Below are 23,386 nucleotides of genomic sequence, written 5' to 3'. Positions count from 1 at the left end.
GGTTGGGTGGTATGGGAGTTATGGGAAGGATGGGAATTATGGGGGGCTTGAGATGATGCGGTGTCCTGGAGGGCTGGCTTTTCAGCGTTATCGCTGGGAGCAGTGTTCCCATTCTTCCCATACCTCCCATCATTCCCATCATCCTTCCCACCGCTCATGGCACATCCCCCCTCGCTAGAACGGCCCCGCTTTCGCGGGGCCGTTTTTAGTTTTTTCCTACTTCTCCGGCATGACCGAGGAGTGGTGCTCCACGATCAGCCAGTGGTCGCCGAACCACTGGTAGACAAAGGTGTAGCGAGCAGTCGCGGAGAAGGGTTCCTGCCCGTCCGGGCTGAAGGTGAAGGTGTACACGCCGGAGTTGATGGCGATGTCGCCGTAGACCCGGATGTTGCTTTCGTTGATCACGCCGCTGGGTTTCTTGGCCAGGAAATGGACGAAGTAGTCCCGGATTTCGGCGTGATTGTGGCGGACCTGGTTGGACACCGTGGGCAGCAGGATGCCGTTGAAGGCGTACATGGCCACTACGTTGTCCGGGTTGCCGCTTTGGACCGCTTGGTTCCACTTGTCGAACAGGGCGCTGATTTCTTCCTTGCACTTCATGTAGGGTTCTCCATTTTTTTATGGTTGGCCTCCCGGCCCGAAAAGCGGACCGGGAGGGTTGGGGTGATGTCGGTCAGCCGGATCAATCCAGCAGGATCGGCATGCCCAGCAGCGGCCAGATCAACAGCACGGCCAGACCGACCAAGCCCATGAGCATGATGGAGGCCGGGATGCCGTAGGCGAAGAATTCACCGCTGGTGAACTGCTTGGAGTTGTAAGCGATGGCGTTGGGCGCCGCGCCCACCAGGAGCAGGAAAGGCATGCCCGCGGTGACCAGGCAGGCGAAGACGATGACTTCCGGAGCCACGCCCAGGTAGGGGGCGACCACCAGGGATACCGGGATGGAGATGGCGATGGCGGCCACGTTCATGATGAAGTTGGTCATCAGCATGACGAAGAAGGCAATGGCCATGACGAAGACGAACCAGTGCGCCTCGGTGAAGAAGCTCAGCCAGTTGATGGCCAGCCATTCCGCGGCCCCGGTCTGCCAGAGGCAGAAGCCCATGCTCATGGCCCCGGCGAAAAGCAGGATGATGTTCCACGGAACGTCTTCCAGATCCTTGATGTCCAGGATTCGCAAGACGAAAAAGAGAATCGTGGAGACCAGGAGCACCGCTGCCTTGTTGAAGGGGGCCAGGGCCGGAATGAAGGATTGCAGGGACAGGAACAGGATGACGCCGAAGATGATTACGGACGCCAGGATCTCGTTGCGGGTGATCGGCCCCATATCCGCGCTGAGCTGACGGGCCTTGTCCCGCAATCCGGGAATGACGGCCTTTTCCGGCTTGAGGAAGATCATGAAAAAGCCCCAGAGCAGGAAGACCATCAACCAGCCGATGGGAAACATGTAGAAGGTCAATTCAAAAAAGGAGATGCTCTTTCCCGTGATTTCCTCGTAGAATCCCAGGGCCACGATACCCCGGGCCGCGCCGAGGAGTGTGACAATGCTGCCCGCGCCGGCCACGAAGGCCATGCCGATGAACAGCCCCTTGCCGAACTTGGTGGGCTTGTCGCCTTCGCCGTACAGGGCATAGATGGACAGCAGCAGCGGGTACATGGTGGCGGCCACCGCGGTGTGGGCCATGACGTGGGTCAGCAGGGCCGTGACCACGAAACAGCCCAGGTAGATCATGGACGTGCGCTCGCCGACGATAATCAGCATCTTGTAAGCCAGCCGCTTGGTGATGCCCACCTTGGTGAACACCGCGCCGATGATCAGGGAGCCGAAGATGAACAGGACCGAGGGGTCCATGAAGTCCTTGAAGGCGTCATGGGCCGGGCGGATGAAGAACAGGGCCTGGACCACGCCGATGGTCAGGCCGGTCACGCCGATGGGCAGAACCTCGAAGACCCACCAGGTTCCGGCCAGCAGGAACAGGGCCAAGGCGGCCTTGCCCTGCGGAGAGAGGATGAAGGATTTGCCCATGGGATCCACGGCGTCGGGCCAGGGCGGGGAATAGTAGACGACTGTAAACAGGAACAGGCCGAGAAAGAGAAAAAACAGTCTCTTGAAATCAATTTTGGATGGGGTTGCTTGTGCAGCGCTCACGCCTCGTCCTCCTTAAATGTTTTCGGGGATTTTGTATTGGTGAAGGGTCTTGCCGGTTACGCTTGGGAGGGCTTAAGGCCGCAGGCTTGCACCACTTTGCAGATGGCCGTGTACACGTCGGAAAAGCGCAGCAGGCCGACGATGTTGTCGTCTTTCATAACGAAAAGAGAGTCGTGTCCCGTGGTGACGAAGAGGTGGAAGGCGCTGTCCATGCGGTCGGTGATTTTCACGGACTGGAGCGGCCCCGGCTTGGCAATCATCCGCTCGGCCTTGATTTCTCCGGCCTTGCGACAGAGATCGCTCAGTGGCTCCTGCCAGAGCATGTAGTCCCGCTTCATGGTTTCCACGATCTGCGGCAGGCCGTAGCGAATGTCGTCCTTGAAGCTGTCGATCTTGTCGTATTGCGGCTCCAGCCCGCGGACTACGTCCTTGGGCGAAATCTTGCCCACGACGGTCCGGCTCTGGTCCTCCACCAGCAGGATGCGCTGCTTGATCTTGCCCGCCAGAAATTCCTCATTGGCCTTTTCCAGGGCCTGCATGACTTCGTAAAAATAGGACTGATCGGAAACCCGCGGAAATTGATCCACGGGACGCATGACTTCGCTGATTTTCAATGTCGTATCCACGAGAGAGCCTCCTGTTTGCCTCCCCGGCAGGTGTTCGAATCATCGGGGGATATGGGTTGCGGTTTGGTTTCTGCCAACTTGATTTTGGTACACAGCAAATCAATATCGCAGGGGGCCAGAATATCGTCAAAGGCCCCCATCTTCATCCCTTCAATGGAGTATTGCAAACAATCCTGGGTGGTCATCAGGATAACGTTGGTGAACGGGCTGGCCGAGCGGATGGCGCGCAACATTTCCAGTCCTTTCCGGCCAACTCCGCTCAAGCCGAGCAGAATGACGCGAAATGTTCGTTCTCCGAGCAGTCGCAAAACGTCGTCCAGGTTCTCACCGGTATAGACCGTAAAGTCGCGCTGGCGGAGATGATGGACCAGATTGTCCCGAAAAAGCTGGTCGGATTCGACGACAAGCAGGGGCATTGGTTCTCCATCGGCCGGATCGCCTTGAAAGACGGGGCCTGGAACAGTTTGTTCAAAAAAGCACATGTCGATGGAGATTTCCATCGGACTGACCATGGTGTTGCGTTGCACTGCGAATCCTGGCCCGGAATCGCTCATATGGCTGCTTCAACTTGCTATGAGCGTCCGTCGCATTCGGCTCGACTTGCGATGTTTCATTTTGTTTCGCCTCGAAAAGCCGTGCCGAATTGTCAACCCAAGGCTAGTCTCATTTCGAGACATTCTCCGATAGTTTCTTTTTTCACGTAAATCAAGGTGGCTTGAGAGAGTCAAATCTGAAGGGGAGCGCTCGGTTGAAAGTCGGCGCGAGGGGCGGGAATAGGGAGAAATAGGTGGTCCCCCGGTCCGTTTTTCGGACCGGGGGACGCGGATTGAGGGACTATTGGACGACTATTGGGCGAGCAGTACCGGCATGCCCAGCAACGGCCAGATCAGCAGTACGGCCAGGGCCACCAGGGCCATGAGCAGGATGGAGGCCGGGATTCCGGCGGCGAAGAACTCGCCGCTGGTGAACTGCTTGGAGTTGTAGGCAATGGCATTGGGCGCCGCGCCCACCAGGAGCAGGAAAGGCATGCCCGCTGTGATCAGGCACGCGAAGACGACGACCTCCGGGGCCATACCCAGATATGGCGCGACCACCAGGGCCACGGGCATGGAAATGGCGATGGCGGCCACGTTCATGATGAAGTTGGTCATGACCATCACGAAGAAGGCCATGGCCAGGATAAAGATGAACCAGTGGGCGTTCTGGAAGAAGCCCAGCCAGTTGATGGCCAGCCATTCGGCGGCCCCGGTTTGCCACAGGCAGAAACCCATGCTCATGGCCCCCGAGAAGAGCAGGACGATGTTCCAGGGGATGTCTTCCAGATCCTTGATGTCCAGAATCTTCAGGATGAAGAACAGGACCGTGGAGACCAGCAGCACCGCGGCCTTGTTGAACTGGCCCAGGACCGGGATGAAGGACTGCAGGGACAGAAAGACGATGACTGAGAGAATGATGGACCCGGAGATGATTTCATTGCGCGTGATTGGTCCCATTTCTCGGCTGAGCTGCCTGGCCTTTTCCCGCAGGCCGACAATGCTGGATTTTTCCGGCTTGAAGAGGACCATGATCAGGCCCCAGAGCGTGAAGACCATCAGCCAGCCCACCGGGGCCATGTAGTAGGTCAGCTCAAAGAAGGTGATCTCGTTTCCGGTGATCTCGTTGTAAAACCCCAGAGCCACGATGCCCCGGGCCGCGCCGAGCAGAGTGATGATGCTGCCCGCGCCGGCGATGAAGGCCATGCCGATGAACAGGCCCTTGCCGAACTTGGTGGGTTTGTCCCCTTCGCCGTACAGGGCGTAGATGGACAGCAGCAGTGGATACATGGTGGCGGCCACCGCTGTGTGGGCCATGACATGGGTCAGCAGGGCCGTGACCACGAAACAGCCCAGGTAGATCATGGAGGTCCGCTCGCCCACGATGGAAAGCATTTTATAGGCCATGCGCTTGGTGATGCCCACCTTGGTGAAGACCATCCCGATGACCAGGGAGCCGAAAATGAACAGCACCGCGGGGTCCATGAAATCCTTGAACGCCGCGCTGGCCGGGCGGATGAAGAACAGGGCCTGGACCACGCCGATGGTCAGCCCGGTTACGCCGATGGGCAGAACCTCGAACACCCACCAGGTTCCGGCCAGAAGGAACAGGGCTATAGCAGCTTTGCCTTCCTTGGACAGAACAAAGGATTTGCCCATGGGGTCCATGGCGTCGGGCCAGGGCGGGGCGTAGTAGACCACGGTAAACAGAAACAGGCCGAGAAAGAGAAAAAACAGCCGTTTGAAATCGATCTTGGATGGTGTTGCCTGTATGGTGCTCACGGCTCTTGCTCCTTAAGAAATGAGGGATTGGTTGTGTTTTGAACTTCCGCCGGTGACATCGTCGCGGCACGAGTGGTTATGCCGCGGACGCCTTGAGTCCACAGGCCTGGACGACCTCGCGGATGGCCGCATAGAGGTCGGAAAAGCGCAACAGGCCGATGATGGCGTTGTTTTCCGCGACGAACAAGGAATTGCGGCGAGAGGTGACGAAGGTGTGCAGGATGTTGTCCATCTTCTCGTCGATGTTCACAATCTGGTTCGGCTCCGGTTTGTTCATGAAGGCTGCCACCCGGACTTCCGCGGCCTTGCGGCACAGATCGTCAAGCGGTTCCTGCCAGTGGCGCAGTTCCTCCTTCATGGACTGAACGACCTGGGGCACGCCGTAGCGGATGTCGTCGCTGAAACTGTCGACCCTGTCGTACTTGGGCTCCAGTCCCCGGACCACGTCCATGGGGGTGACCTTGCCGATGATCCTTCCCGCTTCGTCTTCCACCAGCAGGATGCGCTGCCTGGCATTTCCGGATTGAAACGCCTCGTCGGCTTTTTGCAGGGCCAGCATGGCTTCATGAAAAAAAGACCGGTCGGAAATGCGTGGAAATTGCTCCACCGGACGCATCAGTTCGCGAATGGTAAATGTGGTGTTCACTCGGTTTTCCTCCTTGGTTACATCGTCGTTCACGCCTCGGCGTTACGGCGGGTTGCGTGGTTTTGCATCTCGGTCGCCCGCGATGAACGCGGAATTGATCGCATTACTTAGCCGCTTTTCCGAAATCAGGGAGGTTTTGTGCGTCTGGCTCCTTGCGAAGCGGCCCGCCGGATCTTCGCGCAGAGCAGGTCGATGTCGTACGGTACCGGGACATCGTCAAAAGCGCCCATTTTCATGCCCTCGATGGCGTAGTGCAGACAGTCCGGGGGCGTCATCAGGATGACCCTGGTCATGGGACTTGCCGCGCGGATATCCCGCAGGAACTCTAGTCCCTCGCGTCCGACTCCCTCCAGGCCGAGCAGGGCCACCTCGACGACGCACTCTTCCAGAATGCGCGCAACGCTCGCTCTGTTTTGCCCCGTACGCACCGTGAAACCCCGCTGGCGCAGGTGGTGGGTCAGATTGTCGCGAACGAGATGATCGGTCTCGATGACAAGTAGGCACATTGATTCTCCTTTGACCGACGACTCCTGAATCGAGGCCGAACAACGGCCTCGCGAGTGTGGATCTCCTGGATGGACGTCCCCGGAAGTGCTTGGCCGTGACCCGGAATACGAGGAGTTGAGCAAATCATGTGCCAGAATTAACAATCAATGATATCAACAAGATGAGAAAGAAAGCTGGTCGGGTAGTTTCATTTTGGAGCAAGATGAATCAGCCAGAGTGTTTCTGGTTGAATCATTTTGAATCGGATGGGATGGTGATGAGGGGACTGGTGTCAGGCTGGACGCTGAATGTCGCCGGGCTGGAGGTGGTTCTCCAGCCAACGGCGCACGGCCCATTGGTAGTCGCCGATGACGGAATCGATGACCCGGACTTCTTTCCAGGTCAGGTAGTCGAAGTATTCCTGTTCGATTCCGCCACAGATGAGCACGGTGATCTTTTCGGTGAGAATCAGGCGGCAAAGGTCCTCTGCCGACGGATGCGGTAGGACAAGGGTTTTTTCCATGATTTTACTTCCGTCGGGAGCGAACTCGGCGATGAACAATCCCAGGGCCAGGTCGAACCGGGGAGCCACGTCGTCCTCATGCAGGACGACCATGATTTTTTGGGGCTTGGCAATGCTGCTTGGGTTGGAACTCTTGCGTTTCATGGGCGGTTTCCAATGGCCCGAAGGGCCTGGGGAGATTGGGGGAAAGGTTGATTGCTCGGCTGAGCCAGCCAGTCCTTTACCTTTGGGCGATGGTTTCGACAAGCCGACGGAACGCCGCTGATGTCGGCCGCTCGAGAGAAGTTTTCTTAGGGCATCCGCTCGGTGGGTATTGATGCTTGACATATTTTTTTGAAATCGATAAGGCCGAATCGAACTGACCGAGTACTCACTCGGGAGCTTGTTCTAAATTTATCAAATCAAGGAGTTCACCGTGTCCTATCGCATCGAAATCCTGAACGCGGCGTCAAAGCTGTTCGCCGAGCGCGGATTCAAGGATACCTCCATCGCCGATCTCTCCAAGCTCAGCGGGGCCGCCGAGGGAACAATTTTTCACCACTTCAAGAACAAGGAAGGCATCCTGATCGAACTGCTGATCAAGGTGAAGAAGGATATTCTTCGGGAAGTTTCGGAGAACATCGAAAAGCAGGGGACCGGCATGGAACTGGTGGAGCACGCGGTGCACCTGTTTTTTACGCTCTCGGAAACCATGGAGTTTGAATTTCTGCTTCTTTTTCGCAACTACCCCTACCAACTCGCCTCCGTGAATCCGGACTGCCGCAAGTGCATCGAGGAAATCTACAACAGCTTCCTGGAATTGTTCATCGAAGGCATTGAAAAGGGTCAGGGGGACGGCACCATCCGGGAATGCAAGCCGTTTCGCACCGCGGTCATTCTTTTCGCCATGGTGGTGGGCATTATTCGGTTCAAGCTGTTCAACCTTTATCCCGTGGAGTCCTTTTACGTCGAGATCATGGACTCCTGCCGCAAGATGTTGGAACCGCGCTGAGCAAACCCGAGGAGGCGTCATGCACATTCTCTTGATCGACGACGAACTGTCCTTCCTGGAGACCGTCATCACGCGGCTGCGGCTGCGCGGCATCGCGGCCGAAGGCGTGGAATCCGGGGAGAAGGCGTTGGAAGCCATGCGGGCCGGGCATTTTGACGCCGTGGTATTGGACGTGAGCATGCCGGGCATGGACGGAGTGTCCACGTTGCGGGAGTTGAAGCGCATCAATTCCGAGGTTCCCGTGATCATGCTCACCGGGCACGCCACGCTGGAAACCGCGGATGAGGGCATGAAACTCGGGGCGTTCGACTACATGATGAAGCCCTGTCCCATCGATGAACTGCTGGACAAGGTCTCCGAAGCGATCCGGAGCCGAGACAAAGGGGGTGAGGCAAGACAAGGATAGCCAACACGCTCGCTCTGTTCGGGGATCGTCCACCTCATAAGAACTTCTTCCCTGGAGGAATCCAAAAATGCGATTTTTCAGAAATCTGGCCGCCATGATGCACCTCGGGGCGGTCCAATACGCCAAGTGGGACTATGATACGTCCATGAACATTCTCAGGAGCAGGAAGCGGATGTTCATTCTGATGCTCCTGCTTATTCCCTGTGCCGTCGGCATGGGCCTTTCCCATGCGGACCTGCCGGAAATGCTGGGCGGGAAGTATTCCTACATGCCCAGCTTCTATTCCCCCTTTATTTTTTACATTTCGATCTTGATCGGCATGTTCGCCGGACTGATCACCGGATGCATCGGGGCCGGCGGCGGCTTTATTATCACCCCGGCCCTGATGAGCGCCGGGATCAAGGGCATCCTTGCAGTCGGCACGGACCTGTTCCACATCTTCGCCAAGGCGATCATGGGCACCGTGATCCACAGGAAGCTGGGCAACGTCTCCGTGGCCCTGGCCGTGGCCTTTCTGGTGGGCGCGGGCTTTGGCGTGACCGGCGGCGGCGTGGTCAACAGAACGTTGTATGAAATCAACCCGATCCTCAGCGACACGTTCATCAGCGTAATGTTCGTGGTGCTGCTGGGCTTTCTGGGCTCCTACGCCATGCTGGACTTCCTGCGGGCGCGCAAGGTGGACATCGTGGACGTCCACGGCGGTAGCGGCGGCCATGAGGCGCACGGCTCAGCGCCCAGCGGGCCGGGGGTGGCCGCGAAGATTCAGGCCATGAAGATCCCGCCGATGATCTCCTTTGACCAGGATCTGGTCCCCGGCGGCAAGCAGCTTTCAGCCTGGTTCGTGGCCATCTGCGGCGCGGTGGTCGGCTTCGTCTCGGCGATCATGGGCGTGGGCGGCGGCTTCCTGACCTTCCCCATCTTCGTCTACCTGATGGGCGTGTCCTCCTTCACCACCATCGGCACGGACATTTTGCAGATCATCTTCACGGCGGGCTACGCCTCCATCGCCCAGTACGCCATCTACGGGTTCATTTTCTACACCCTGGCCATGGGCATGCTGCTGGGCTCCCTGATCGGCATCCAGATCGGGGCCATGACCACCAAGGTGGTCAAGGGCATCTACATCCGCGGCTTTTACGCCACGACCATCCTGGGCGGGTTCATCAACCGGCTCTTCGTGTTGCCGGAGAAGATGGGCGACATGGGCTATCTGAACATCTCCAAGGGCATGGGCAAGGCGCTCAGCGCCACGGGCAACGTCTTGTTCTTCATCATTATCGGCATCTTCGCCGCGTGGGTCTTCTACATGTTCTTCACGAACATGAAGACCCTGAAAGGGGAGGAATAGTCATGATCAACAAAAAGGAACTGAGCACCGGGCTGTTTTTGGCCGCCAGTTTTTTCCTCATCTTCGGATTGATGTGGTCGCCGTTGTTTCCCGGCCTGGAGGACGACAAGACCAACGCCTTCCACGCCGCGGACAACCTGTTCAACTCCATTTCCAAGGGCTCGGCTTACTTCATGGAGCAGATGGAAGAGAAAAATGAAGCGTTCCTGGGCAAAACCTTCAAGGCCAGCCTGGATGCGGGCAACGAACGTCGGGCCGTGATGGCCCAGGCCATGCTTCAGTCCGCGCGGGTTGGAGTCTCCCTGGATGGGGCCACCGCACACGTCGAAGGAGACCTGGGTCGGATGATCCAGGCCGCTATCACGGATTCACGGGACATGTTCCACAACGACGGCCGGAACGTGGGGGCTCGGTACGGCTACGGCGAGGACGAAGCCCGGGAACTGATGTATGTCTGGTATCGGCTGTTTAAGGGGTTGGAAAACGAGATGAACCATCAGGAGCGCTTCGCGGACGCCAAGCACGTGGCCGAGGTGGTTTCCAAGTCCGTGGAAGTGGGCTACAATTTTTACGGCATTGTTCCCGAAAGCGCCCGCTCCAAGGCGGGCATCCTGACCTTCAGCCTGGTCTTTTACGTCATCTACACCCTGTGGTGGGGCATGGCCATCCTGTATTTGTTCGAAGGGATCGGCATGAAGATGAAGGCCGGGAAGAAGAAGGAAGTGTAAGGGACGGGTTCACGGTTCAGGGGTTCACGGTTCAACGGTTGCCGTGGGCCCCTGGCCGTTCATCTCTCTGGATGGCAAGTACTCCCTTTTTTTAAATCCTGAACAACGAGTTTTGTTTTTGCATCATGCAACCGCTGAACCCCAGAACCGTGAACCGTTGAATCCTAACACCCCCCATGCCCTCACTGCTCACCCGCATCAAACGCCTGTTCAGCCGGACTCCGGCGATCGACGAGGCCGAGGCCGCGGCGGTGATCGCTCTTTTCAAGGGCAAGTACAATTCCTTCAAGCGGCTTTTGGAAGCCAACAACCAAGCCTTGCGGGTGATGACCGAGTTGGACCAGGCTCTGAATGGCATGCACAGCTTCGGCATGGTCTTTGTCCGGTCCCGGAGCACCGCGGTCACCGTGGACGTTTATTCCATCGTCAAGAACCTCCGGGAACTGGCGGGTGGCGGATACGCGGATCTGGAGCCGGCCTTCCGGAAGATCCGCGCCGATATCCGTGAGATTCTGGAGCGACGCCGTGTCAGTCCGGTCACGGACTTCGTCCTGGATCTGGAGGCGGTGGACAAGGAAATGGCCGACGCCGTGGGCGGCAAGATGGCCAATCTCGGTGAAATTCTGAAGCGCTTCCCGGACCTGCGCATTCCCCACGGGTTTGTCGTCACCGCCACCGGATACGAGCGGTTCATGGTCCACACCACGCTGCAAAAGGAGATCGACCGTCGCCTCCAGTCCACGGAAATGGAAGACCCTTCAGCCTTGTACCGGGTCAGTTCGGAGATTCAGTTGGCGATCATCAACGCCGAGATTCCCGCGGATTTGCGGCGAACCATCGAGGCGGCGTACGGTCGGCTGGAGGCGCGAACCCGCGCCGGAGTCAAGGTTTCCCTGCGTTCCAGCGCCGTTGGAGAGGACGCTTCCGGAGCGTCCTTCGCCGGCCAGTATCGGTCGGAGCTGAACGTCAATCCAAACAACCTGCTGGCTTCATTCAAGGAAATTTTGGCCGGAAAGTATTCCGTGACCGCCATTTCCTACCGTTTGAACCGGGGCATCAAGGACGAGGACGTGCCCATGTGCGTGGGGTGCATGGCCATGGTGGACGCCCGGGCCGGTGGGGTGGCCTACTCCCGGAGTCCGACGGACATTCGTGCGGACGCGCTGTTGGTTAACGCCGTGCCCGGCCTACCCAAGGCCGTGGTGGACGGCAGCGTGACTCCGGATCTGTGGGTCGTCTCCCGGACCGATCCGGAGCGGATATTGAAGGAAGTGGTGGCGGAGAAGACGGAGAAATTTCAATGTCTGCCCGAGGAAGGCGTGACCCGCGTTGACCTCGATCCGGACGAGGGACGCCTTCCTTCCCTGGATCGGGCCATGGTCACCCAGGTGGCCCGGGCGACCAGGCGACTGGAAGAGGGGTTTCAAACGCCGGTGGACGTGGAATGGGTGCTGGACGAAGAAGGCCGTCTGGTGATCGTGCAGTGCCGCCCGTTGATGCAACTGCCGCAAGAGGGGGGCGCGGAAGTCGTTGCCTCGAATGGAGATGCGACCGGCGAAACGGCGCCGGATGACGTGGTGCTTCAAGGCGGAGATATGGCCAGTCCCGGCATTGCCGCGGGGCCGGTCTTCGTGGTCCGGGCCAATGACGATATACTGCGGTTTCCAACGGGCGCGGTCCTGGTTGCCGTGCGGGCCCATCCTCGCTGGGCCACGCTGCTGCCCCGGGCCGCGGCCGTGATCACCGAAACCGGAGGGATCACCGGGCATCTGGCCAACGTGGCCCGGGAGTTCGGGGTTCCGGCGTTGTTCAACGTTCCCGAGGCAACGCAAAAACTCAAGGCCGGAGACGAGGTCACCCTGGACGCCGAAATGCACCGGGTGCATTCAGGCCGGGTGGAGCGGCTATTGGCCCAGCAGCGGCCTCGCAAGGGACTGATGGAGGGGACGCCGGTCCATGAAACCCTGAAGGAGGTGGCCCGGCTGATCACGCCGCTGAACCTGACCGACCCGGACGGTCCGGATTTCAAGGCCGGGAATTGCCGCACCCTGCACGACATCACCCGCTTTTGCCATGAAATGAGCGTCCGGGAGATGTTCTCCTTTGGGCAGGAGACGGCCCTGGTCCGGCGGGCCGGCAAGCGACTGGTGGTGGACGTGCCCATGCAGTGGTGGGTGTTGGACCTGGAGGACGGGTTCCGGGAGCCGGTGACCGGTCCGCATGTGCACATCTCCAATATCGTGTCCCTGCCCATGCTGGCGCTGTGGACAGGGATCACGGCCAAGCCCTGGGCCGGGCCTCCGGCCGTGGACGGCAGGGGGTTCATGTCCGTGATGCTGCAGGCCGCTTCCAACCCGAACCTCAACTCGGACGGGGCCTCGGAGTACTCCCAGCGTAATTACTTCATGATTTCCAAATATTTCTGTAACCTTACCTCCAGGATGGGCTTTCATTTCTCCACGGTGGAGACCTTGGTGGGGGATCCGGCCTACGAGAACTACGCCCGGTTTTCGTTCAAGGGGGGAGCCGCGGACTTGCGGCGTCGGGTCATGCGCACCCGGTTCATCGCGTCCGTGCTGGAGGAGCAAGGCTTTGAAATCGAGTCCCATGAGGACATGCTCATCGCCCGGATCAGCGGTCGTCCCCTGGAGGAAACATTGGCGGCTTTACGGATTCTCGGTTATCTGACCATCCATACCCGGCAATTGGACATGATCATGCTCAATCCGGATCAGGTGTCCTATTATCGGGGCATGCTGTGCGCGGACATCGGGGGCATGGTCCAGGATGGACGTTGCGTCCTGAATCGGACATTGGATCTCCAATCTCAATAAGGCGAGGCCATGGGCATCATCAGTATTTTTTACGGAAGCTTCTGTCACGAAAAAGAAATTGTCGAGCTGGTCGCCCAGCGGGTCGGCGCGGTGGTGCTGGACGATCCGAAGCTGCTGGAACTGACCCAGGCCCGGTTCGGGGTGCAGGCCCTGGCCCTGGAGCGGTCCTTGTTCCAGGGGAAGCGCAGCGGGGCTTTTTTTGCCGTTGAAAAGCGACGTCATCTGACCATGGTCCGCCGGACGCTGGCCGACAAGCTGGTGGATCTGGCACTGGACAAGGTTCTTTGTTCGGGTTTCCTGGCTCACCTGGTGCCCCGGTCCGTGAACCACGTCTTTCACGTCTGCCTGATCGCGGATTTCGGATTTCGGGTGGAGCGGGCCATGGCCGACCTGGGGCTTTCCATGGACCTGGCCCGGGAACGGGTGACCGGGGACGACCGTGTTCGGGCGGTCTGGACCGGGGAACTGCTCCGCAAGGAGCCCTGGGACCATACCCTGTACGACCTGGTCCTGCCCATGGATCGTAAAAGCGTGGAAGAGGCCGCGGCCGCCATTGTGGAGCACTCCCGCAAGGATCTGCTCCAACCCGACGATTTGTCCCGCAAGGCGCTCACGGATTTTCAGCTTCAGGCCGCGGTGGAACTGGCCCTGGCCGAAGAAGGGCACACGGCCCAGGTCAAGGCGGTCGGCGACCGGATTGAACTGCTCATAACCCAGAACGTGATCATGCTCTCCAAGCTGGAAGAGGAACTGCGGGACATCGTTGCCGGAGTTGCTGGAGTCGGGGAAGTGATCGTCAACCTGAGCCCGGAATTCTACCAGAAGACCATGTATCGACAACATCAGCCCGAACAACGAAAAAAACTGTTGCTGGTGGATGACGAACGAGAGTTCGTACATACCTTGTCCGAGCGGCTCTTGATGCGGGAAATCGGCTCCGCGGTGGTGTATGACGGGGAGCAGGCCTTGGCCTTCGTGGAAGAGGACGAGCCGGATGTGATGGTCCTCGACCTGAAAATGCCCGGAATAGACGGTTTGGAGGTTCTGCGCCGGGTCAAGGCCGCGCATCCCCAGATCCAGGTGATCATTCTTACCGGCCACGGCTCCAAGGAAGATGAACGTAACTGTTTGGACGCCGGAGCCTTCGCCTACCTGCAAAAGCCGGTGGATATCGACGTTTTGACTCGACTCCTGGAGCAGGCCCGCGTCCGGGAAGAGGAACAGCCCCGGACAACACATCCGGGCGAGCATGAAAATGGCGCGTAACGCCCTCGTCGCGCTGTGGGAGCGCTTCAAGCCGACGTTCTGGGACGCCGCCGATCCTCCGGAGCCCGGGACCGAAGGAGAAAAGTTCAACTATCGACGGATCTGGAAACTGGTGGTGCTTCTGGTGACCACGGTATCCGTGGTTCCGTTGCTGGTGATCACGTTCATGGACTACAACCTGAACCGCAGAGCTATGCGTGCGGATTTCGTCTATCCGATCAACAGCCTGCTTTCCAATACCAAGCTGAGTCTGGCGTCTTTTCTGCAACAACGTCAGGCAGTGCTCGAATTCATCGTGGCTGATCATTCGTTCGAAGAATTATCCGACGATTTTTTTCTCCATGAACTCTACCACAATATGAAGGCGTCTTTTGGTGGATTCGTGGATGTCGGTTTGATTGACGGACACGGGAAACAGTTGGCCTATGTCGGGCCGTTCGATCTGAAGGGCAAGGACTATTCCGAGCAGGATTGGTTCACCGAAGTCATGGATCGACGAGTGTTCATCAGCGACGTTTTCCTCGGGTTTCGGGACGTGCCGCATTTCGTGATCGCCGTGAAGCGGATTTGTTACGACGGCACGATCATGATTCTTCGAGCGACCATCGACACGGAACAGTTCTTCAATCTGGTGCAGTCCTTGAATTTGAGAGCCACGACGGACGCGTTCCTGGTCAATCGACAAGGCGTTCTGCAAACCCTCAGCTTTTCTCATGGCGATGTGTTGAACGAGATTCCATATCCTGTTCCTCCGTACTCGGAGGTTCCGGTCATTCTTGAGATCGAGGATACACGAAATAATCCGGCCTATCTAGGATACGTTTATGTGGAAAAATCCCCGTTTATTTTCATGGTGGTCAAGCAACAGCAGGAAATGATGCGCAACTGGTGGCTGTTGAGACTGGAAATGCTTGGTTTTCTGTTGATAAGCGTGACCTGTATCGTTGCGGTCATCCTGACATCGGCCACTATGCTGGTGCGGCGGATTCACGATGCGGACATGAAACGTTCCATCGCCCTGCACAACATGGAGCACACCAACAAGATGGCCTCCATTGGTCGTTTGGCCGCCGGAGTGGCCCATGAGATCAACAATCCGTTGGCCGTGATCAATGAAAAGGCCGGTCTGATCAAGGATCTCTTTTCCTTTTCCGATAAATACGGTCAGGACAAGAAACTGCTGTCGCTGGTGGAGTCCATCCTCGGGTCCGTGGAGCGCTGCAGCGCCATTACCCATCGGCTGCTGGGCTTTGCCCGGCATGTGGACGTACAGTTGGAGCGGGTGGACGTGGTCCAAACGGTCCGGGACGTCCTGGGCTTTCTGGACAAGGAGGCCCAGTACCGGGCCATCGAGGTCAGCCTGGACGTTCCGGAAATTGTTCCGGAGGTCGTCACGGACAAGGGGCAGTTGCAGCAGGTGCTGCTGAACATCGTGAACAACGCTTTCGCCGCGGTCCGGGACGGAGGAAGGATCGCCATTGTCCTGAGCGTTCCCGAGCCTTCGGAGGTCCGGATCGCCATCACGGATAACGGGTGCGGCATTTCCCCGGAAAACATGAAGCGGATCTTCGAACCCTTCTTTTCCACCAAGCCGAAACACGGCACGGGGTTGGGGCTGTCCATCACTTACGGACTGGTCAAGAAGCTGGGCGGGACGATTGAGGTTCAAAGCGAGGTGGGGCGGGGGACTACGTTTACGATAACCCTGCCGGTGGCTCATGCTCAAAAGGAGAAAGAAGGTGCGAATTCTGCTTGTGGATGATGAATTGGAGCTTGTTTCCGCCTTGGCTGAACGGCTGGCGATCCGGGGCATCATCGCGGACTACGCCACCACCGGGGAGCAGGCCCTGCGCATGGCCGGGGAAAATGACTACGACCTGGCCGTGCTGGACGTGAAGATGCCCCACGTGAGCGGCCTGGAACTGTGGGACCAACTCCACGTTTTGCATCCGCGAATGCGTTGCGTCTTTCTGACCGGTCACACCTCTGAGCGGGACTTTCAGGCCGGAACCCGTGCGGGGGCGTTGTATCTGCTCAAGCCGTTGAAAATTGAGGTTCTGATTCAGAATATTCACAAGTTGTTGGCCGAGGGACGATAGCGGCGCGTCACATTTCCTTGGGGCAGCAGGCGCCGGGAGTCCGGGGCTCGCGGGTGGAGTCCAGAGTGGCGTAAGCCCGCCGGATGGTTTCGGTGAGTTCCTTGAAATCCACGGGTTTTTGCAGGCAGGCGAAGGCCCCGTGGTTCAGGCAGGTTTGAAAATCTTCCTCATTTCCCGTCCCGGAAAGGATGATCACCGGCACATGGGGGTGGCCTTGACGAATCATACGGAGGACGTCCATGCCGTGGATTTCGGGCATTTTCAGATCCAGAAGGATCACTTCGGGCTCGTCTTCCTCGACAACTTGCAGGGCCTGTTCCCCGCTGGTGACCACGGCCGCGCCCATTTCGCGCATCTTGAGCCGCTCGGACAGGGTCACGGCGAAATCCCGTTCATCGTCCACCACCAACACCTTGGCCGGGTTTTCAAAGTCAAAGGGGCGATAGACGTCGGTCCGGTAGAGGTCCGGACCAAGGTTGATTTCCAACGAGGCATCTCCAGCCTCGTCGCGGACGATGGTTCTCAGCTCTTCTTCCAGCCGCTCCGGTCGAACCACGTTTTTGTCCACATGCAGCACGATCCGGCCCAGCTTCACGTCTGCCCGGAGAACATGGCCCTTGACGGCCATGGCCGCTTCGACCCTGGCGGCCAGGGCGAAGTCCGTCGCCGCCTGAGAGGATTCCTGCGTGGGCAGGGTTACCGCGCGCCGTGCCCGGTCCTGGATCAGGTCCGCGGCGTCCTGGACCGGGGTCGCGTCCATGGGGATCAGGATGTCACAGGGCGAGGAGCGTCCGGGATCTTTTTGAGCCAGGTAGTCGGTCCAGCGGGTCCGGGCTTCGTCCTCCTGGGCGATCAACTTGGCCAGGGCCTTGGGGTCCAGGTGGTGGGACCGGGCCGCGGTCTGGAGCCGAAAGGCCTCGTCCGCGGTCAGGCAGACCTTGAGCACATGGGTCATGGTCTTGGGAACCAGGGAGCCAGCCAGGCCCAGGAGCAGCAGGTCGTCCTTGAGCAGATGCCGGGCGACCGCGGCCTTGTAGCAACTGGCGCAGCGTTCCCGTTCCCGGGTGAAAGTATTGAACACGGACGGTTTGCCGAACAGGGCTCGGTAGAACTTGTTTTCCGGCAGGCCGTAGGTCGAGGAGGCCTCGGCGATAATCTGGCGATCTTCCAAGACCTTCAGGGATAGGGCTTCGGCAACGGCGAGGGCCACTTCCTGCTCTTGGCAATAGGCGGCGCTGTACATGGTCAAGATGGGCATGGTCTGACCTCACGGTTAGCTGTCCGTAAAAAAATCTCAATTGCCGCGTCGCGGCAAAATGTTCAAGCTCTCACGTGTAAAGGAAAACGCTTCGACCTTGATTCGATTGCCAGGACGGCAAATCGAAAATGTGGCGAAGCCACAGCCCGTGAGGGCCGGACACAGGACGTGTCCGGGTAGCTTTTTTTGCTCCTCGCACTTGGGTTTTATAAACGGACAGCAAGATAAGGATTTTTCAACACTTGGTTAGAAGAGCAGGTTGAGCACGGTCAGGGATACGACCAGAAACAGTACGGTCATGATCCCTCCGGCGCGCATGAAGTCGGCGTTGCGGTAGCCGCCGGGGCCCATGATCAGCGCGTTGACCTGGTGCGTGGGGATCAGGAACGAGTTGGACGTGCTGATGGCCACGGTCAGAGCGAACATGGCCGGGTCGGCCCCGGCCAGCACGGCGATGTTCACGGCCAGGGGCACCAGCAGAACCGTGGCCCCCACGTTGGACATCAGCAGGGTGAAGGCCGTGCTGAGCACGGCCACCGCGGCCTGAAGCACCCAGATCGGAACGTCGCCCAGCAGGTTCAAGGTCTGCACCGCGATCCAGGCAGCGGTGCCCGTGGATTCCACGGCCATGCCCAGGGGGATCAGGCTGGCCAGCAGAAAGACCGACTGCCAGCTCACGCTCTTGTACGCCTCGTCCATGGTCAGCACGCCGCTGACGATCATGGCCGCGGCCCCGGCCATCAGGGAGACGGACAGCCGCAGGTCGCTGAACAGCACCAAGACCATGGTGATCAGGGAAATGGCCAGGGCGTGGGGCATTTTTTCGTGCAGGATCACCTCATGGGGAAAGTTGGAGGTGACCACCACGAAGTCCGGGTTCTTCTCCAGGGCGGCCAGATCTTCCCAGAGGCTGTGCAGCACCAACGTGTCTCCGGTTTGCAAAGGCAGGTCCCGCAGGTTGCCGCGGATGACTTTTCCGGCGCGGTTCACGGCCAGAACCGAGATGCCGTGGGTCTTGCGCATCCGGACGTCCTGGAAGGTCTTGCCGATCAGGTTGGAGCGCGGTGGGACGACCACCTCGGAAATTCCGGCCTGGGACGCGGAAAGCACCTCGGCGAAGTGGGTGAGCATGCCCGAACATTGCAGGTCCATCTCTTGACAGACGTCGCCGATGTCCTTGCGCGCCCCCAGCAATCCGATCTGGGAACCGGCCTGGATGACGATGTCGTGGGCCGGCGCGATGCGCAGATCCCGGTTCTGGTACAGGCCGATGACCGCGACCCGGTTGCCGAACAGGCTTTCGGCGTCGGCCACGGTCTTGCCGTCCAGGAGGCTGCCGGCAAAGACGTGGATCTCGAAGATATCACCCTCAAGGCCGTACAACCGGCGGAAGTACTCCACAGTGGAAACTTCCTGATCCTGCCCTTTTTTTGTCGGCAGAACGTAGGGGCCCAGGAGCACGAAATAGACGATGCCGGTCAGAATCAAAGCGACGCCCACCGGAGTTACATCGAAGATGGCGAAGGTGCGCATGGGGGCGATGCCTTCGGGCAGCATCCGGTTGGAGGTGGCGATCAGATCATTGAGCAGGATCAGCGGGCTGGAGCCGATCATGGTCAGGGTTCCGCCGAGAATGGCGCAAAAGCCCATGGGCATCAGCAGGCGGGACATGGGCAGGCCGGTGCGCATGGCGATGCGCTTGATCACGGACATGAACAGGGCCGCCGCGCCCACGTTCTGCATGAACCCGGAGACCACGCCCACCGTGCCGGAGATGACCGGCACGATCCGGCGTTCGGTCTGGCCGCCGACGCGCAGGATCAGGGAGGCCAGCTTGTTCATCAGGCCGGTTTTGTCCAGGGCCTTGCCTAAGATGATCACGGCGATGATCGAAATCACCGCGTTGCTGGCGAAGCCCCGGAACAACTGGTCGCCGGGAACCAGGGCGGGTACGCCGGGGATCAGGCCCATGACCCCGAGGATCATCATGATGGTCACCGCGGCCACGTCCACCCGGACCACTTCGGAGATGAACAGGACGACGGTCAAGCCGAGGATCCCCAGGACCCAAAGCATTTCCGGAGTCAATGGAATCGTTTCAGCCATGCGCTCCCCGCTTGTTGAAGATGATTCGCTTCCTTGGCCGACCTTTCCGCCGACGATCCGGGCAGTGATCCGGGGCCATTAGAGAGGAGTCCGGGCAGGAGGAAGCTTTTCGTGTAGCTCATGGTCCGGGATGTGTCGACCTGATCTCGATTAGCGGCGGTTTTGTTTGGTTAAGGGTGGAGCGTTCGGCGGCATGCCTCGCCGCCGAACGCTCCGGAGACAGGCGCGGGATGAAGACGGATGGACAACTTCTTTCCACAAAGCGAGGGCACATGCGGCGCGAAGAATGGAAGCGGCTTTATGGTCAGGAACTGGGTTTTTTCGCGGCGATTTCGGCCAGTGTTACGCATGAAATCAAGAACCACCTGGCAATCATCAACGAACAAAATGGGTTGCTGGGGGACATGCTGGCCATGGACGCCGATGATGGCCCAGCCTACCGAAAGCGCCTGAGCAAGGTGGTCCAGGACGTGGCAGATCAGGTGACCAAGGCGGATGCGGTGGTCCGACGCTTCAATACCTTTGCCCATACGGCCGACAGTCCGGTTGGGGCCGTGGACATCGCGGACTTTCTGAAGCTGTTTGGAGAGATATCCGCGAGGCTGGCGCGGCGCAAGGGGGCGACCGTGCTCGTGGAGTCGGGTGCTGAATGCGTGACCATCCGGACCAGACCTTTTGAGTTGCTGCATCTGCTGTTTTGCGCGATGAACGTTCTGTTTGGCTCCGGAATTTCCAAAGGCGTCTTGCGGCTCCGGCTGGAGTCGGATGCCGAAGGGGTTCGCGTTCGGTTGTCCATGAACGAGGACAATGAGGCAGCCGGGACGCAATCTTCCGATCCGGCCCTGCCACTGCTTCTTCAACGTCTTCAGGCCCGTCTGGTGTTCGCTTCCGATGGGACGGGCCTCACGCTGGAGCTGCCGATGGAACTCGTCGAAGACCGAGGGGGTATCTGAACTCCATCGGCTCACTCAAGATATCGAATCGTCGAAGTCGAGATTTTGGGCTGCGCTTGGGCGTTGGACAAACGCGATCAGAGCTCCGAGAAAGGCCGCGCGACGCCGCAGCTCCGACGGATTCTGCCCCGTGGACCAAACGCACAAGCCGTCCGGGGCGAGTTCCACGAAGAAGCCACGAGGCCGGATCGCGTTGACCACTATGCGTTGCACGTCCGGGAGCGGGGTCCAGGGTGGGAACCATTGCCACAGAAAGCTCAGGGCGTTCCGGGTTGGTGACGTCTCATGGACCTGAATGGTGAACAGGGCCCGCTCCAGGGAGAGGTTGAGCAGGGTTGTGCTTCCGGAAAGGATGAATATTCGCGGGCGGGGTGCTGAAAGCGGGCGGACCGCGGCCCGCAGGCGACGAATGAACCGGAAGAGGCGGAATTGGCGGGGAGAATTAGCGTAAAGGGTCCAGTCCGCTCGGGCGATGCCCGTCCAGACGGCGTTGAGCATTGGGTACAAGACCGGATGGAGTACCGGTGCTTGAGGCTCCGGAGGGGACGGGCGGCCCGCCTGCTTTTCCAGGCGCGGATCGTCCAGGTCCAGGACCCACCAATTCAGCGGATGCCGGACCGTCAGGTGCCGGAGCAGGCCAGGCGCATGAGACAGCTTCAGGATTTGGCGGCAAGCCAGCAGCCGACAGGCTTGGGCCGCGTCCCGGAGACTCCGAATGTTGTCCGGTACGATGCGCGGGTCCAAAGGGTTGACCCGGCTCAAAGGCCCCACCTGACGCAGTATCGAGGCCAAGGTAGCGTGAACAGGGGTTGCCGATTGACCGGGATGTCGAGCGGAATGATCCAGGGGCTCGCTTCCGTGAGAGGGTGCGAGCTGTGACGAAGAGCGCGCGAGTACGTTGCGGTTGGTCGCGTCGACGACGACATCTTGTCCGCTTTGTAGCAGGGCGGTGGCGTTGTGGACGCCGCAGAGCGCGGGAATCCTAAATTCCCGAGCGATGGAGGCCAGGTGGCTGAACACGCCGCCAGTTTCGACCACCACCGCGGCGACATGAGGTAAAATTCCGGACCAGCGCCGCAAGGGGCGGGCGACGACCAGGACCGCTCCTTCCGGAATGTGCAGCAGGTCGTTATTGGTGTGCGCGACGAAGACCCGCCCACCGCCCAGGCCCGGACAAGCCGTCTCGGTTCCTCGAACCAGAACGGTTTCCTTGTTGGTGGCCGGGACTGAGCGTGGCCCAGGAGCCTCCGACGGACCAGGCGGCGCTCCGGGAGATGAGGCATAGAGAACATGCCGGAGCTGTTGAATAAAGAATTCACCGTCCTTGGACAGGGCCCACTTTATGCGCAACGGACCGCCGCAATGGGCTTCCAACTCCATGCCCAGCCGGGCCAAGTCCACAATCCGCTCGTCTTCCAGGGCGGGCTGGTCGCGCATCGAAGGCGGGTTGGCCAAGAGAGAAACCCCCTCCTCGGCGAGAAAGGCCACGAACCGTTCCGGTTTGGCGGCGATTCGCCGCGCGGCGATACGCGGCGATTCGCGAGACACCTCCCATTCGTCCGGCTCGGCATAGCCCTCGGAAAGGGCCTTGGCCAAACCGTGGACCGCGAGGACGTGCAGTAAGGAGGACGCCGACGCCGCGGGATGCCGGGTGACGATCAGTCCGGCGGCCATGGTGTCCACCATGGCCGAGCAGACCACGGCCATGGGCTGATCCTCGACCCGCAAGCCTCGAATTCGGCGGTGGCTCATGGCCGCGGGACCGTACTGGGAGGCCAGGACCTCCTTGTAGGCCATGAGTAACAGGTCTTCGCCCACATTTACTTCGGTGCGGTGCTGCCCGGTGAATGAGCGTTCCGGAGGGGCCTCCCCGACGCAGCTGGGGCACAGGACGACGCGCACGCCGCGGTGTCCGGCGGCGGATTCCAGCTCACGGTACGCGGCCCGGACCTCCGTTAGCAATCGATCCGGTAGCGGGGCGGTGATGATGCGTTGTTGCAGTTCCGAACTGAGCCGCAACCGATCCACCAGCGTGGCGCTTTCGTGGATTTGCAGAAGCCGATTGATTTCGTCCGCCAAACCCTGGTGAGCCATGAACAGCCGGTAGGCCTCGGCGGTGATCACGAATCCGTCTGGAACCCGCCATCCCGAGACGTTTGAGCTCGGATGAAGCCGCCGAACGTCCCCCAGCAGGGCTGCCTTGTATCCCACGATTAGGGCGCTTTCTACGTTCACCAGGGAGAGGGGAACGACCAACTCCGGGGCTTCCGAAGGCCCTGGAGGTGCGGTGGCAAGGTGAATGGTTCGAGCCAAGCTCCGGAACGGTCCCTCGATGCCGCTCACGTCCCGTGTGCTCATTTCCCGGGCGCAGCGCAGCATGGTGGAGATCGAGACGCACATGCGGGTGCTCTGGACCCGCAGGGCGGTCATGGTCGGCGGGGAGGCGTCTTGCTGGGCGAGTTCGCATTCCGCGACGCGGCTCAGGAACTCGGCATCCGCGTTGGCGAGCCGTTCCCAGGCCTGCCTCAGTCCGGGCAGATCCTCCACGATACGGGATATGGCTTCTTCCCGTTTGCGGGCAGACGTGGGCAATTGCTCAAGGAGCCGGGAGATGGTGGTGGGCATGGTCGAGGGCGGAGGGGGGGAATCGAA

General features: G+C 59.6%; 20 protein-coding genes. 9 read left to right on the top strand and 11 right to left on the bottom strand.

Going from position 1 to position 23,386, the window contains the following annotated elements; genetic code table 11:
- Positions 1 to 216 precede the first annotated feature (216 nt).
- The 8 genes from C6366_RS17150 to C6366_RS17115 all read right to left on the bottom strand — a co-directional run bounded on the left by C6366_RS17150 (position 217) and on the right by C6366_RS17115 (position 6,889).
- A complete protein-coding gene (locus tag C6366_RS17150; RefSeq protein WP_107740182.1) occupies positions 217 to 600 on the bottom strand; it encodes an SgcJ/EcaC family oxidoreductase in 384 nt (127 codons plus the stop codon).
- 82 nt (positions 601 to 682) lie between these two features.
- A complete protein-coding gene (locus C6366_RS17145; RefSeq protein ID WP_107740180.1) occupies positions 683 to 2,149 on the bottom strand; it encodes an SLC13 family permease in 1,467 nt (488 codons plus the stop codon).
- Positions 2,150 to 2,205: 56 nt separating this feature from the next.
- Positions 2,206 to 2,775, bottom strand: a complete 570-nt coding sequence (locus C6366_RS17140) for a CBS domain-containing protein (protein WP_146164901.1) — start codon at positions 2,773 to 2,775, stop codon at positions 2,206 to 2,208.
- A complete protein-coding gene (locus tag C6366_RS17135) occupies positions 2,760 to 3,302 on the bottom strand; it encodes a response regulator (RefSeq protein WP_158269843.1) in 543 nt (180 codons plus the stop codon). The genes C6366_RS17140 and C6366_RS17135 overlap by 16 nt, the downstream gene beginning before the upstream one ends.
- Positions 3,303 to 3,620: 318 nt before the next feature.
- Complete coding sequence (locus C6366_RS17130) at positions 3,621 to 5,090, bottom strand: SLC13 family permease (protein ID WP_107740173.1); 1,470 nt, start codon at positions 5,088 to 5,090, stop codon at positions 3,621 to 3,623.
- 76 nt (positions 5,091 to 5,166) lie between these two features.
- Positions 5,167 to 5,736 (bottom strand): hypothetical protein, encoded by a 570-nt coding sequence (locus C6366_RS17125; RefSeq protein WP_107740171.1) that lies wholly within the window; start codon positions 5,734 to 5,736, stop codon positions 5,167 to 5,169.
- A 125-nt stretch (positions 5,737 to 5,861) separates the two neighbouring features.
- Positions 5,862 to 6,242: a response regulator gene (locus tag C6366_RS17120; protein ID WP_107740169.1), complete on the bottom strand. Its 381-nt coding sequence runs from the start codon at positions 6,240 to 6,242 to the stop codon at positions 5,862 to 5,864.
- A gap of 272 nt (positions 6,243 to 6,514) precedes the next feature.
- A complete protein-coding gene (locus C6366_RS17115; protein ID WP_107740167.1) occupies positions 6,515 to 6,889 on the bottom strand; it encodes a dinitrogenase iron-molybdenum cofactor biosynthesis protein in 375 nt (124 codons plus the stop codon).
- 271 nt (positions 6,890 to 7,160) lie between these two features.
- Here C6366_RS17115 and C6366_RS17110 point away from each other — a divergent pair, with 271 nt between their 5' ends.
- The 8 genes from C6366_RS17110 to C6366_RS17075 all read left to right on the top strand — a co-directional run bounded on the left by C6366_RS17110 (position 7,161) and on the right by C6366_RS17075 (position 16,417).
- The gene (locus C6366_RS17110; RefSeq protein WP_158269842.1) at positions 7,161 to 7,736 is read left to right on the top strand and encodes a TetR/AcrR family transcriptional regulator; all 576 of its coding nucleotides are present in this window, start codon (positions 7,161 to 7,163) and stop codon (positions 7,734 to 7,736) included.
- 19 nt (positions 7,737 to 7,755) lie between these two features.
- Entirely contained in the window at positions 7,756 to 8,142 is a 387-nt protein-coding gene (locus tag C6366_RS17105; protein ID WP_107740163.1) for a response regulator, read from the top strand.
- A gap of 67 nt (positions 8,143 to 8,209) precedes the next feature.
- Positions 8,210 to 9,490, top strand: a complete 1,281-nt coding sequence (locus C6366_RS17100; RefSeq protein ID WP_107740161.1) for a sulfite exporter TauE/SafE family protein — start codon at positions 8,210 to 8,212, stop codon at positions 9,488 to 9,490.
- 2 nt (positions 9,491 to 9,492) lie between these two features.
- Positions 9,493 to 10,218 carry a hypothetical protein gene (locus C6366_RS17095; RefSeq protein ID WP_107740159.1) on the top strand — a complete coding sequence of 242 codons (726 nt, stop codon included), beginning with the start codon at positions 9,493 to 9,495 and terminating at the stop codon, positions 10,216 to 10,218.
- Between the two features lie 176 nt (positions 10,219 to 10,394).
- Positions 10,395 to 13,052, top strand: coding sequence for a PEP/pyruvate-binding domain-containing protein (locus C6366_RS17090; RefSeq protein WP_107740157.1), 2,658 nt, complete (start codon positions 10,395 to 10,397; stop codon positions 13,050 to 13,052).
- Positions 13,053 to 13,061: 9 nt separating this feature from the next.
- Positions 13,062 to 14,318 (top strand): response regulator, encoded by a 1,257-nt coding sequence (locus tag C6366_RS17085; RefSeq protein ID WP_107740155.1) that lies wholly within the window; start codon positions 13,062 to 13,064, stop codon positions 14,316 to 14,318.
- Complete coding sequence (locus tag C6366_RS17080) at positions 14,308 to 16,080, top strand: PAS domain-containing sensor histidine kinase (RefSeq protein WP_107740184.1); 1,773 nt, start codon at positions 14,308 to 14,310, stop codon at positions 16,078 to 16,080. The genes C6366_RS17085 and C6366_RS17080 overlap by 11 nt, the downstream gene beginning before the upstream one ends.
- Positions 16,058 to 16,417: a response regulator gene (locus C6366_RS17075; protein WP_107740152.1), complete on the top strand. Its 360-nt coding sequence runs from the start codon at positions 16,058 to 16,060 to the stop codon at positions 16,415 to 16,417. The genes C6366_RS17080 and C6366_RS17075 overlap by 23 nt, the downstream gene beginning before the upstream one ends.
- A gap of 7 nt (positions 16,418 to 16,424) precedes the next feature.
- Here the strand turns inward: C6366_RS17075 and C6366_RS17070 are convergent, their stop codons facing one another.
- The gene (locus tag C6366_RS17070) at positions 16,425 to 17,675 is read right to left on the bottom strand and encodes a response regulator (RefSeq protein ID WP_107740150.1); all 1,251 of its coding nucleotides are present in this window, start codon (positions 17,673 to 17,675) and stop codon (positions 16,425 to 16,427) included.
- Between the two features lie 246 nt (positions 17,676 to 17,921).
- Complete coding sequence (locus C6366_RS17065; protein ID WP_107740148.1) at positions 17,922 to 19,781, bottom strand: SLC13 family permease; 1,860 nt, start codon at positions 19,779 to 19,781, stop codon at positions 17,922 to 17,924.
- 272 nt (positions 19,782 to 20,053) lie between these two features.
- Here C6366_RS17065 and C6366_RS17060 point away from each other — a divergent pair, with 272 nt between their 5' ends.
- Entirely contained in the window at positions 20,054 to 20,734 is a 681-nt protein-coding gene (locus C6366_RS17060) for a hypothetical protein (protein WP_146164900.1), read from the top strand.
- A 15-nt stretch (positions 20,735 to 20,749) separates the two neighbouring features.
- Here the strand turns inward: C6366_RS17060 and C6366_RS17055 are convergent.
- Positions 20,750 to 23,386 (bottom strand): PEP/pyruvate-binding domain-containing protein (locus C6366_RS17055; protein ID WP_107740144.1); only part of this gene is annotated, 2,637 nt, incomplete at its 5' end.

This window comes from Desulfonatronum sp. SC1 (assembly GCF_003046795.1).
GTDB lineage: Bacteria > Desulfobacterota > Desulfovibrionia > Desulfovibrionales > Desulfonatronaceae > Desulfonatronum.
Note: the sequence above shows the minus strand (reverse complement) of the source record. Positions and strands in the feature narration are given on the sequence as shown.